15 protein-coding genes are annotated in these 12,957 nt (G+C 27.1%); 4 read left to right on the top strand and 11 right to left on the bottom strand.

All coding sequences use genetic code 11. The features are described from left to right. Positions 1 to 78: 78 nt before the first annotated feature. The 4 genes from KQI36_RS11235 to KQI36_RS11220 all read right to left on the bottom strand — a co-directional run bounded on the left by KQI36_RS11235 (position 79) and on the right by KQI36_RS11220 (position 4,274). On the bottom strand, positions 79 to 1,626 hold the full coding sequence (locus tag KQI36_RS11235; RefSeq protein WP_216450953.1) for a chitinase: 1,548 nt from the start codon (positions 1,624 to 1,626) through the stop codon (positions 79 to 81). Positions 1,627 to 1,886: 260 nt separating this feature from the next. Next, positions 1,887 to 2,240, bottom strand: coding sequence for a hypothetical protein (locus KQI36_RS11230; RefSeq protein ID WP_216450952.1), 354 nt, complete (start codon positions 2,238 to 2,240; stop codon positions 1,887 to 1,889). Between the two features lie 26 nt (positions 2,241 to 2,266). Next, positions 2,267 to 2,959, bottom strand: coding sequence for a hypothetical protein (locus KQI36_RS11225; RefSeq protein ID WP_216450951.1), 693 nt, complete (start codon positions 2,957 to 2,959; stop codon positions 2,267 to 2,269). Positions 2,960 to 3,077: 118 nt separating this feature from the next. Next, positions 3,078 to 4,274: a serine/threonine protein kinase gene (locus KQI36_RS11220; RefSeq protein WP_216450950.1), complete on the bottom strand. Its 1,197-nt coding sequence runs from the start codon at positions 4,272 to 4,274 to the stop codon at positions 3,078 to 3,080. Positions 4,275 to 4,374: 100 nt separating this feature from the next. On the opposite strand from KQI36_RS11220, the gene KQI36_RS11215 reads away from it, so the two are divergent. Then, complete coding sequence (locus KQI36_RS11215) at positions 4,375 to 4,815, top strand: XRE family transcriptional regulator (protein WP_216450949.1); 441 nt, start codon at positions 4,375 to 4,377, stop codon at positions 4,813 to 4,815. A gap of 121 nt (positions 4,816 to 4,936) precedes the next feature. Here the strand turns inward: KQI36_RS11215 and KQI36_RS11210 are convergent, their stop codons facing one another. From KQI36_RS11210 to KQI36_RS11200, 3 genes are all read right to left on the bottom strand, one after another. Then, positions 4,937 to 5,224, bottom strand: a complete 288-nt coding sequence (locus KQI36_RS11210; RefSeq protein ID WP_061994335.1) for a putative quinol monooxygenase — start codon at positions 5,222 to 5,224, stop codon at positions 4,937 to 4,939. A gap of 40 nt (positions 5,225 to 5,264) precedes the next feature. Further along, complete coding sequence (locus KQI36_RS11205) at positions 5,265 to 5,894, bottom strand: flavodoxin family protein (protein ID WP_216450948.1); 630 nt, start codon at positions 5,892 to 5,894, stop codon at positions 5,265 to 5,267. 157 nt (positions 5,895 to 6,051) lie between these two features. Then, complete coding sequence (locus KQI36_RS11200; RefSeq protein ID WP_216450947.1) at positions 6,052 to 6,552, bottom strand: nitroreductase family protein; 501 nt, start codon at positions 6,550 to 6,552, stop codon at positions 6,052 to 6,054. Positions 6,553 to 6,680: 128 nt separating this feature from the next. Here KQI36_RS11200 and KQI36_RS11195 point away from each other — a divergent pair, with 128 nt between their 5' ends. Continuing rightward, complete coding sequence (locus KQI36_RS11195) at positions 6,681 to 7,031, top strand: winged helix-turn-helix transcriptional regulator (protein ID WP_061994334.1); 351 nt, start codon at positions 6,681 to 6,683, stop codon at positions 7,029 to 7,031. A gap of 125 nt (positions 7,032 to 7,156) precedes the next feature. Here KQI36_RS11195 and KQI36_RS11190 read toward each other — a convergent pair whose 3' ends face one another. The 4 genes from KQI36_RS11190 to ucpA all read right to left on the bottom strand — a co-directional run bounded on the left by KQI36_RS11190 (position 7,157) and on the right by ucpA (position 10,745). Beyond that, positions 7,157 to 7,933, bottom strand: a complete 777-nt coding sequence (locus KQI36_RS11190) for an EFR1 family ferrodoxin (RefSeq protein ID WP_216450946.1) — start codon at positions 7,931 to 7,933, stop codon at positions 7,157 to 7,159. A gap of 45 nt (positions 7,934 to 7,978) precedes the next feature. Further along, on the bottom strand, positions 7,979 to 8,413 hold the full coding sequence (locus tag KQI36_RS11185; protein ID WP_216450945.1) for a MarR family winged helix-turn-helix transcriptional regulator: 435 nt from the start codon (positions 8,411 to 8,413) through the stop codon (positions 7,979 to 7,981). A gap of 246 nt (positions 8,414 to 8,659) precedes the next feature. Next, positions 8,660 to 9,706, bottom strand: a complete 1,047-nt coding sequence (locus tag KQI36_RS11180; RefSeq protein WP_216450944.1) for a helix-turn-helix domain-containing protein — start codon at positions 9,704 to 9,706, stop codon at positions 8,660 to 8,662. A 247-nt stretch (positions 9,707 to 9,953) separates the two neighbouring features. Beyond that, positions 9,954 to 10,745 (bottom strand): SDR family oxidoreductase UcpA, encoded by a 792-nt coding sequence (ucpA, locus tag KQI36_RS11175; protein WP_216450943.1) that lies wholly within the window; start codon positions 10,743 to 10,745, stop codon positions 9,954 to 9,956. Between the two features lie 364 nt (positions 10,746 to 11,109). Between ucpA and KQI36_RS11170 the strand changes: the two genes are divergently transcribed. Together KQI36_RS11170 and rlmD are read left to right on the top strand one after the other, a co-directional pair. Next, the gene (locus KQI36_RS11170) at positions 11,110 to 11,553 is read left to right on the top strand and encodes an RDD family protein (RefSeq protein ID WP_061994329.1); all 444 of its coding nucleotides are present in this window, start codon (positions 11,110 to 11,112) and stop codon (positions 11,551 to 11,553) included. 11 nt (positions 11,554 to 11,564) lie between these two features. Further along, positions 11,565 to 12,920: a 23S rRNA (uracil(1939)-C(5))-methyltransferase RlmD gene (gene rlmD / locus KQI36_RS11165; RefSeq protein WP_216450942.1), complete on the top strand. Its 1,356-nt coding sequence runs from the start codon at positions 11,565 to 11,567 to the stop codon at positions 12,918 to 12,920. Positions 12,921 to 12,957: the final 37 nt, after the last annotated feature.

Here is a 12,957-nt window from a genome sequence, read left to right as displayed (position 1 = left end):
CTTTATACATTTTTATAAACTAAAAGCCGTCTTAATTTTACTTTTAAGACAGCTTTTAATTCATTATTTATATTTTATCTACCCTACTAATTCCCATGGTGTTTCCCATGAATTACTTACTTTTGCATCTGGTGCAAAGTTTTTTGACCACCATTTAGCTTTATATACTTTTCCGTTATAAGTTACTTTATCTCCTGCCATATATTCCTTATCAGAATTATATAATGGTGCATCTTCTGATGTTTCTCCATCTTCTCCTGGTTTTTCATCTGGTTTTTCTCCTGGAGTCTCTACATCTGTGCCATCTTTAATTAATTTCCATGGTGTTTCCCATGAATTACTTACTTTTGCATCTGGCAAGTCTCCCTTTGTCCACCATTTTGCTTCATAAATCTTTCCTTTATAACTTACTTGTTCTCCTGCTACATATGCTCTATCTGTTTTATATGCAGAAACTCCATCTACTTCACCACCATCGCCTGGATCTTCTGTATCTGGTTTTTCTATTACTTCTGTTCCATCATTTGAATCATATTTTGAAAGTATTTTACCAAACTCAAACTTTTCTTGTAATATAGAACTATCATTTATAGAAACATAATTAGTCTTTCCTTGAGAATTTTGGAAATCCCTATTTACAGACCACATACCTATAAGTCTCATTCCTACAGTTTTACCAAAATTCAAAACTTCCTTTGCTTCATTTTGATCAACTATATTTCCACTATAATCTAAACCATTCATAGGAGTAACTCCTATCATTTTCCAAATATCTGCATCACTTTTCTTTATATTAGCTTGAGTGTATATATTTTTTAATTGTTTATGAACGCTTTTAGCTGAATCTATAACTAAATCTCCCATAGTTCCGTCTGGTACTTTGCTACCAAAACACATAGTCATTACATTTACACCGCTTAAGTCTACGCCATGTTTAACTGCACTTTTTACTACGTCTACTCCATTAGTCATTCCTGAAGGCAACACTGGTAGTGTATACCATACTTCAAGAGGATAATTTTCAGCTTTAAGCTCTTTTTGAAGTAATGCAAGGGCTTCTGAACGCCTTTCTATAGAATCAAAATCTGCTGTCCATGCCCCTTCAATATCAAAATCTACATGTGTTAATCCATAATCCTTAATAATTTTTTTATAAGTATCCTTCAATTTATTAATATCTTTAATTGATGATGCTAATGGTACATTAGCTTCTCCACCAAAGGAAACCATTACATCTCCGCCCATTTGTCTTAAACCTTGAATTTCTTTTAACAAACTACCACCTTGATAATCTGTAGGACCTTCCTCCATATCATAATATGTTCCCCAAGATGGTTGTCCATTTTTATCAACTACAAAACCTAATATAAAGTGTTTTGTTCCTGTTGCCTTTGCATAATCAGTAAGCGAAAATACAGGATACGAACAAGCATCTACATATGGAGCAAATACAGTAGAACCCCATGATTCTTGACCAATTCCAATATTAGTAGATATTTTTGTTTGTATATTTTTAGTGCTTATCTCCTTAGCTTGAACTGTAGTACCTTCCATTAAAATTGGACTAGCAGCCCCTAATATTACTACTGCTGATAACATAATTGCAGCAAGTTTTTGTGATTTCATAATATACCTCCTAAAAATAAATTAACATTTCTTAATTTTCCTAATATTTTTGATGTTTTGTTCTACAATAATGAATTCGTTATCATTTATAAAAACTTTAATATTTTTTATAGTTGTTTTAAAATTTAAATTGAAATATAAGTATTTATTTGGTTTATCTATAAAAAAATATATAATATTACATATATTTTTATACATACTAAAAAACTGTATTAAACTAGAATTTAAATCCTATTTTAATACAGTTTTTATCCAATTTATTATTTACTTAAAATCATATTCTTTTTAACTTTTCCGTACCCAACAAAGCTTAGCACTATCATTGGCATAACAAAGAATATATACATTATAAATACAACACCACCAACACAATAAAGTATTGCACCTGTCAATGCAAACCCAGATTTATTTAAAAATGCACCTAGTGTATTAAATATTGTAGCTAAAACTATACATATCATATGTGGTGTAACTAATGCTGTTGCAATTGCACCACCTACAGCTTCAGCTCCTGACCCAGCCCCAAATATTGTTCCACCAAAATAACTTACTAAATAAATTGAATATATAATACCTAATACTGCTGATATAACTAATGCTTTACTTCTTTTCATTACTTATTTAACCTCCATTATTAGCTTTATTTTGAATTAAATATAACTTTCTCTAATGCACTTATTTGAATTAAATCCCCATTTTTAATTTCAAGTGTTATACTAGGAACTCCAAACTCTCCTGAATTAGATAATATTTCATTAGTTATTGGAAGACCCTTTCTATAAACTATAAAATTCCCTTGTCCCTTAGCTGATGATGCAACATATCTACCTTCTTTAATATCAAGACCAACTTCCCATATTCCTGTAGTTAACTCCTTTAATAACTCAGTATTTGCTGGAGTAAATTTAACATTTTTAATTCCACCTATATCTATTTTTTCGCCATCCTTAATATCAACAGTCACTTTTGTAACCCCCAAATTTTCATCCCCTAAAATTTCATTAACTACTGGAATATTATCCTTATCATAAATAACAAAATTTCCACTTGAATCACTAGTACATACATATCTTCCTTTAGGTATGTCTTGTCCTACTATAAAACTTCCCGTTGCTAATACCGTTTCTACTGCAGTTGAGTTATCTCTTGTTTTAGTTTTATCTTTTACTACTTTTTCATCTGATTTCTTTTTATCACTTTCAACAATATTTTTCTCTTTAACAGTTTTACTATTTTTATTAAGTGGATTTGCTAATATTAAAATAAAAATAATTGCTACAATCCAAAACCACCATCTTTTATAAATTTTCTTTTTAACTTTTCCTTTGTTCATATTACATCACCCCAAAAAATAAATCTGTCACATAACTTATTGCGACAGATTTATTATAAAACTTATATTATTTTATTTGGTATGCTGTAAGCATACAAAGAGAGTAAAAAAATATTTTTTAATTTAAAAGTGCCCCTGTTATCATTATAGTTATAAATGTATATAATACATAACCTAAAATTCTTATATAAATTTTCAAATTATTTATTATAGGTATGTGTTTTCTTATATTTAAAAAATTTGTATATAAAATTGTTAATACTATAAACATTAGAAACATTATCACATCTTTAGAAATATTTTTTGAAGTAGGAAATATAATTACTACTATAAGCATTAAAAATATATACCAAATACATGCTATAATTCTTTTCCAGGTTTGGCCACTTCTAAACCCAGGAATAGCCTTATAAAAATTTTTCAAAGTCATATTATCCGGTTTATATTTATAATTTTCTATCTCCTTATTAAAAAAGTTTCTAAATACATCAACCTTTTCCTTTAAGTCTAAAGGTCCTATTTCTGATAATCCCATATTGGACAAATTTACTCTACATATAGAATCTTCTTTATATGAGTTTAGCTTTAATTTTAATTCTTCTTGTAATTCTCTAACGGATTGATACCTATCATTTGGTAAAAATTTTGTACACTTTTCTATTACTTCTTTTAAAATTCCATCATTTTTTTTATTTTTAGGATAATCCTTTGTTGTCATAAAATTCATTAATATTCCTATAGAATATATATCACTCCTACAATCTGTTTGTGAAAATCCAAATTGTTCTGGTGGCGCATACTCATGTGTACCCATAATAACTGTATCATGATTTTCCTCTGTTTTATAAGTCCTGGCCACATCATAATCTATTAATTTCAAAACATCATCATTACTTATAATAATATTAGATGGCTTTATATCTCTGTGAATTATAGGTTTTTTTAAACTATGAAGTTTTTCTAGTATATTACAAAGACAACTTATATATTCAATAGTTTTAATTTCACTTAAAGGCTCACTAATATTTTCTAAAGTTTTTTCTAATGTAGAACCATTTATAAACTCTTCTATTAATATTAATTTACCACTATATTCTAAAACCTCATAGATATATGGTGTATATATACTCCTAATATTTTGTATTTCTTTATAAACTTCTATATCATAATTATTAAGAATTTTTTTTACATAAATAACATTTGTCTCAATATGTTGTACTAAAAAAATCTTACTTTTTTTATTTTCACTAAGCTTAGTTAATATTTTATAATTTGATAATCTATATTCTACATATTCTTTAAGTAAATCTTCCATTAAAACTCCCCTTTAATCGTTGCTTTTCTCCAATGAAAATTATATCATACTGGTATGCTTATGATAATCACACCAATAAATTTTAAGGAGGATTGTACTTGTGAAAGATAAAAAAACTTCTGAACTTTTAGATATATTAAATTCAATAGATGATACAACCAAATTAAATACATACATAAATGAAACTAAAACTGCTTTTAACAACTTAGATTTTTGCACTTATTTTCAAAATATTCTACATGAAAAAAAACTAAAAAAAAGTAAAATCATAGATGACTCTAATCTTGATAGAACTTATGCTTATCAAATTTTAAGCGGAAAGAAAAAACCTAGTCGTGATAAAATTTTACAACTTTGTATTGCTGCTAAATTAAATCTTGAAGAAATACAAAGAATTTTAACCCTTGGAAACGTAGGACAATTATATGTAAAAGATTCAAGAGATTCAGCTATAATTTTTGCAATAAAAAAGAATCTAAATGTAACTACTACTAATCATTTATTAAGCGATTTAAATTTTGATTTATTAGGCGATTGTTAAAATAAAAAACTTCCAACACATTAACCTAGATTACAATGTTGGAAGTTTTTTATTTTAACATATTATTCATACATAAATTAATATTGACTTGCGTAAAGTTACCCAATTTTTATCACAAGTATTAAATTAATTTATTGTATACATTCATATCTGTTTGTTTCGTCATGAACTTTTTTATCTTTGGAACAATTCTAGTAAAATGCTCTGATTTCAAATGCTCATCCAAAGCCTTTCTACTTTCCCACTCTTCAATCATCGTAATAATTGTAGGATCATTTTCATCTTGATACAATTCATACTTTATACATCCTTCTTCTTTCCTTGTTAATCCTACTAGTTCTTTATAAAGCTGAATAACTTCAGTAAGTTTATTCTCTTTAGCAACATTTCTAGCAACTACCTTTATCATTTAAATCCCTACCTTTTAATTTTTATAATTGAATTATCAATTATCTAACAAAGTTTGTAAGTATTTTATTTTCCCTTTCCGGTTCTTTAATTGTTTTTTTGCCATTTTCAACTGTTTTCATAAGCCAAGCCATATTTTTTCCAAGAACTCTCATTATTTGTTTTCCTTCTTCATCTTTTGAAACTTCACCTGGCATTGCTCCATGTATTACATTCCAGTAATTTGTACTTGGCATAAGCATTTCCGCATAATTAATATAATTATTTAATTGATTAAAAGTAGCGACTCCTCCTGATCTTCTAACAGCAACTACAGATGCCCCTACCTTGTGTCTTAAAGCCCCATTATTTGCAACATAGAATGCTCTATCCAAAAATGATTTCATAGTTCCAGCTATACCTGAGTAATGTACCGGTGAACCTAATATTATTCCGTCTGCCTCTTTCATCTTCTGTATGAATTCATTTACTTCATCATTATCAATTATACATTTCCCATTTTTATTTTTTGCACAAGCATTACAAGCAAGACATCCTCTTATTATTTTATTACCTACATGAACAATTTCAACTTCTATTCCTTCATTTTCAAGCTCTTCTGCAACCATCCTTATAGCATTATATGTGTTTCCTTCCTTCTTAGGACTTCCGTTAAATGCAACAACCTTCATAAAATTACCTCCTGTAAAATTAAGTTCTTCTATTTTTTACTTATAATTTATTTTAATATCTAATATTTTTTTATAATGCATATAGTTTATTCATGTCATTGTATATTAAATTGATTAATAAAATACTAACTTAGTTAGCATTCACTAAACAATTTATTTACCATCTATCATGATGTATTCTTGTTTCATCAAATCTATTTACTGCTTCTTTATTTTCATTTGGATATCCAATTGGAATTATTGATAATGGAGTTACATTAGCTGGTAAATTTAAAATTTTTCTTAAACCATTTACTCTATCTTCCATAGGATAAACCCCTAACCATACGGATCCCAATCCTTTATCTTCAGCGGCTAATAATATATTTTCTGTGGCAGCACAGCAATCCTGCACCCAATATCCTTTAAATACTTCCTTTGATTCATCACCACAAACTACAATTGCCACATCTGCATTTAATAACATTTTCGAATAAGGATGAATGTCAGTAATTTTTCTCATAATTTCCTTATCTCTTAAGACTATAAATTCCCAAGGTTGCTCATTTCCAGCAGAAGGTGCTTGCATCGCTGCCCTTAACAATTCTTCAATAATCTCATCTTCTATCTTTATGTCTTTATACTTTCTTATACTTTTTCTTTTTAATATTGCATCCATATATATTCCTCCTAATTGTTTTTGGTTAAAAGTTATGCTATCATTATAAAAAATCAGTTTATATATAACAAGTACGCACTATTTTGTACCATAGTACCTAAAAAGGTACTATAGAAAGGATGATTTATATGACTTCTAGTTGTAACACTATAGAATTCAAAAATAGAAATTATACATGTACCTTTGAAATTACAGTAGATTTAATCGGTGGAAAATGGAAACCAATTATAATTTGGCATTTAGGTACTAAAGGAATTTTACGATTTAATGAATTAAAAAAATTGCTTCCTAACACCACTCAAAAAATGCTAACTCAGCAACTAAGAGAACTAGAATCTGATAATTTAATTAACCGAAAAGTTTATCCTCAAGTTCCTCCAAAAGTAGAATATTCCCTAACAAATTTAGGTGAAAGTTTAATGCCTATTCTTAAAATGATGTGTACTTGGGGCGATGAATACTATAAATCAAATACTTAATATTTCCATGTTCTATTTCTTTATAGTATGCATAAAATCCTTTTTATACGTATTTAATAACTATTTCTTTATAACTAAAGCACTCTAGAAAATAATATTTCTAAAGTGCTTTAATTATTATATATTTATTTATTTTTATTAATATAACTTTCTATTTTATACTGTGGGTATTGTTGTTTTTTATATCTAATAGCATTATTAGGACAACTATGTATACATCTAGTGCACATCATACACTTATTTTTAAATTTAACAACTTTATTTTTAATAATTATATTATTTTGTGGACATTGTTTAGCACATAATCCACATCCATTACACATATCACTTGTTGAAAAACTTTTGCCCATAAACTTAGCCATAATAGAAAATACTTCTGCTAAAATATCCTTTGAAACTATGCTCTTATTATCATTTATCTTTTCTATATTGTTATTTTCTATATTTTTAACTAAAACGTCTATTTGACTTTCCACATTTGTAAACATAACCTCAATTTCTTCTTCTGTATTCCTTTTATATTTACCAAAATAAAAATTTTTAGGCATAACATATGTTTCTTTTCCTATAACTTCATATCCCTTTTTTTCTAATTTTGATGCTAATGAATCTACACCATTAGCATTTATTAAACCAGCCGATGTTGAATAAACTATAGCTTTTGTCTTATTTATAGTATTAGGCACATTTCTTAATAACCACTTTATTAATTTTTCTGGAACATTTCCAGCATAAATAGGTCCTCCAATAACAATTAAATCTATGTCATCATTAAAACTTATTTTTTCTTCTATACTATTAGCTTTAACATTAAATCCTATATCATCTAATTTTGATTTTAACCTATCTGCTATGTATTTTGTATTACCACTACCTGAAAAGTACATTATCGAAATTTTCATATCTTATCCTCCTGAAAATTTATATATTAATATAAGTGCAATGCATTATTTTTTATATAAATTATTTTTCATTTGTTTTAAAGCTTTTAACGTAATTAAAAGCTCCTCTTCTCTTATATTTTTTATCATATCCTTAAAAATATCTTCTAAAACTTTGCTAATTTCAATAAATTCATTAAAAAAAGTGTCTTTTAATATTATATTCTTCTTTCTTTTATCGTCATTATCTTGAATAATATCTATAAATCCATTTTCACTAAGTTTCATTAAATTTCTGCTTATATTCCCCTTATTAATTCCCATATTTTCAGCAAGCAATTCTTGACTTATCGGTATATTATCTTTTAATTTCATTAAATTCATTATGGTAAGCATTTGCCCTTGACCTAATTTATTTTCTTTAACACCTTCATCCATTCGTGTTTTAGTTTCTTTTGAAATAAAATAAATTAAATCGCCTATTTCTCTATAATCGTTCATATCATTTTCTCCTTTGTAGATTTATTATAAAGCATTTTAGTTGTGCACGCAACTAAAAATTATTGTAAAATTTCTATTTTATGAATTGTACACTATCCCTTCATTATATTTAACTTAACTACATAAATATTTTTTAATATTTATATAATAACAAGCTCACAAGAAAAACTTATGAGCTTAAAAATTTAAATTAAATTAATATTATTTTTAAATTAATTATCTATATAATTGTTTAAATATTTTAACTTATAAAGATTTATTCTCATAAATCTTTTTTAATCTTTCAATTTCTCTTTTATGTCTATCAACCAGTTCTCCTGTAAAGACATTATATTCATTCTGTATAATTGATATCTCCTGTTGCAAAACTTCTATAGCCTTATCATATTTTTTTAGTGTTTCATATATTTTAGCCATAAATTCAAGTGGATCCACAATACGAGGTTTTTCTTGTAATTCCATAGATTTTGCATAGTCTTTAAGTGCTTTATCATACTCTCCTAATCTCATCATACGATCTCCTCGTGAAACATAAGCTCTCCAATCTCCTTGGAATTCACTCACTCCCTTATTCCACAATCTTAAAGCATTTTCTATATTCCCCTGTTGTAACTCAATATCACCTTCATACATAAAATCTAAACAGGTATGATTTAATTGCTTTACATGCTCTAATACTTTTTTAGCTTTCTTATAATAACCATCTCTAATTAATTGATCTAAATAATACAAATATCCACTCCAATATTTAGGGTGATTTTGTGTAAACTCCTCATAGTACTTAATTAAATCATCATGTCTATTATAATATTCATCTCCAAATACACCTTTTTCTGCATGAATAAGTGCAGTATGATAGTTCTTTTCATATGGTTTATATTTTAAAGCCTTTTTTATATAATTCGATGCCTTTTTACTATCACTTTCAGCTCTATGATTATAAAGCTCCCCTAAAAGATAGTATGCTTTAGCATTTTTAGGTTCGCTATTAATAATTCCTTCAAGGAAATTAACAGCATAATTAAAAACCTCTTCACTTATTATTCTTTCATTATATAACATGTTCTCTATTCTTTTCATTTGGGCGTCATATGGTATAACAAAAAGCTCATCTATAGTAATCCCAAAATAAACTGAAATCATAGGAAGCAATTGAATATCTGGTGCTGTAATATTATTTTCCCATTTAGAAACAGCTTGATATGAAATTCCTAAATGATTTGCTAATTCTTCCTGAGTAACACCTTTTTCTATACGTAAATTTTTTATCTGTTTTCCAATTTCAATAACCATAAAATTCTCCTCCACCTATACCTATAATTAGTTAATTCATGAATTAATTTAATTATAGATTCTTGCAATCTTATATACAATAACTTGTATTTTTACATAACTAACCTATAAGTTGATAAAAATTTTTCTTGTAGTTTACCCTTTATAATTATTTTTAAACAGATACAATACAATGAATAAGGTTTATATTTTTTCAGTTAATTTGAAATAACTTATAATCTACTACTCTAATTTATCTATTTATAAATTAAACACCTACACTAACTGTTTCTGGCAGAGTACTTCCTCCATCTATAACAACCTGTGTTCCTGTAATATAGGATGACTCATCTGACCCTAAGAATGCAGCAAGTTCTCCAACCTCTTCTGGTTTTGCCAATCTTTTTAACGGTACAGCATTTTCTATTCCTTTAGTCACTTCTTCTGGATTTTCCCCATTTGATTGCATTGCAATACTCTTTGCCATTGGTGTTTCTACATAACCTGGACAAATAGCATTAACTGTTATGTTATGTTTAGCCACCTCTATTGCTAAAGACTTAGTAAAACCAACTAATGCCGCTTTTGTAGTAGCATAAGCAGTTTCACCTGCATCTGCTACCATATCCCCTGTAACTGATGACATTATAATTATTTTTCCATATTTTTCTTTAATCATTAAAGGTAAAATCGCTTTTGTGACATTCCATACTCCCTTTATATTTACATCAATATGAAAATCTCTATCATCATCTGTCATTTCTAAAAAGTTTCCTAATTTACAAACTCCTGCATTATTTACTAATATATCTATCTTACCAAACTTACTAACAGCATTTTTTACTGCTTTTTCTACTTCTCCTTTATTAGCTACATCTGCTTTAACTGCTAAAGCTTCAAATCCTTTTTTATTTAATTCATCTGCTAAGCTATCAACATATGAGGATCTCGCCAATAGTACAACTTTTGCTCCATACTTTGCATAAGTTTTAGCAATTCCTTCTCCAATTCCCTTAGATGCTCCTGTTATAAGTGCAACTTTACCTTCTAATTTTCCCATAACTCTCCTCCTAATAAACCTATGATTTTTACATAAATTATAATATATATATACATTATATTCCATAAAATAACGAAACACTTTTCTATTTAAATTAAATCTATATTAGTATTTATTTGTACTCTTTGTTATACTTATAATGAAATAAATTCCAATTTCAGTTTAAATAATAAAATTCATGCTCTTTTTTATGGTTTAATTTTTAACTTATATATGGAAATATATTAAATATATCTGTCATTATACTGTAACCTTTTGAATTTATAATATAGTAAGTTATGAAAATCCAATTAATGGGTATATTTAAAAACATAAAACTTTTTAATGTTTAATATAAATAATAAGTTTTTTAGGAGGATTTAAAATGGATTTAAAAAATAATGAAAATGATAACAAACCTTTAGAAGAGGATATGCAACTATCTAATGACGCATCTTTAGATGAGTTTACAGAATCTGATGATACTATTGAAACTATAGCTACTAATAATGAAAACTCTGAAGAATTACAAGGTGAAGAACTTCAACTTAATAATAACGCTTTTACCGATTCAATTACTTTTAAAGATGCATTACAAAGTCAACTTATAGATGTACTTATAACTGCTAGTATATCTATATTAGGAACCATTGTTATAGACTTTATTCTAAGAATTTTTAAATTTTATATAAGCGACAAATTTTTATTTATAGTTATATTGTTTATTCCTGCACTTATATTATATAATGTATTAATGACAACAATGAAAAACAAAATGACACTTGGTCAAAAGCTATCAAACATACGTTTAACAAAAAATAAAAATTAGGAGCGATTTACTTGAGAAAAAGAAAAGAGTATGAATTTTTAATAGAAACAACTGAGTTTCCTGGAAAAGGCATAGCTTTTTATGAAGGCGAAAAAGTTGCTATAAAAAACACATTACCAGGACAAAAGGTAAAGGCTAGAGTTACTAAAAAAAGTAGTCAAAATGGCGTTCAAGCAAAACTTATAGAGGTGTTAGAGGATGTAGATTATAAAATAAAGCCACATTGTGATATTTCTAATCAATGTGGTGGTTGTAGTCATGCATCCTTAGATTATGAAACTCAATTAAAGTTTAAAACAGAACAAGTTAAAAAACTTTTAGATGAGGGTAATATTAAAGATTATGACTTCTTAGATATAGAAGAAAGTCCTGTTGTTTTTGAATACAGAAATAAAATGGAATTTACCTTTGGAGATATGGAAAAAGGTGGAGAGCTAACTTTAGGAATGCATGTTAAAAACAGAAACTTTAGTATAATAACTGTTGATAACTGCAAAATAGTTGATAATGATTTTAGAATTATATTAACAACTACATTAAATCATTTCAAAAACACAGAGCTTCCATATTATAAAGTTTTAAAACATGAAGGTTTTTTAAGAAACTTAGTAGTTAGAAAAGCTATAAATACTGGTGAAATACTTGTTAATTTAGTAACTACGACTCAAAATGATTATGATTTAACAAAATTTGTTGAAGAATTAAAATCTCTTAATCTTAATGGAAAAATAGTAAGCATTATACATACATTAAATGACTCACTATCTGATGTGGTTCAAGCTGATGAAATAAAAGTTTTATACGGTAAAGATTACATAGTTGAAGACTTATTAGGATTAAAATTTAAAATTAATCCCTTTGCATTCTTCCAGACAAATACAAAGGGTGCTGAAAAACTTTATTCCATGGTTAGAGATTTTATGGGTGACTCTGAAAATAAAATAGTTTTTGACTTATATTGTGGTACTGGTACCATCGGTCAAATAGTAGCCCCAAAAGCAAAAAAAGTCCTAGGAATAGAATTAATTGAAGAAGCAGTAGATGCTGCTAAAGAAAATGCTAAATTAAACAATTTAGATAACTGTGAATTTATAGCAGGTGATGTAGCTAAGGTAATAAAAGATGTAAAAATTAAACCAGATATAATCATTCTAGATCCACCAAGAGCTGGAGTTCACCCTATTGCATTAGATTATGTAATAAAATTTGATGCTAAAGAAATAATTTATGTATCATGTAATCCAAAATCATTGGTAACTGACTTACAAGTTCTTACTAATGCTGGATATAAAATAGATAAGATAAAATTAAAAGACATGTTCCCACACACACCACACGTAGAAACTGTATGTAGACTATATAAGTAATTATAAATTACATTAGCACTAAACAAAAATAGCATCC

Origin of the sequence: Clostridium senegalense, from assembly GCF_018916625.1 — a bacterium.
GTDB lineage: Bacteria > Bacillota > Clostridia > Clostridiales > Clostridiaceae > Clostridium_J > Clostridium_J senegalense.
The sequence above is the reverse complement of the archived record's forward strand: the minus strand, read 5'-3'. Positions and strand labels throughout refer to the sequence as shown.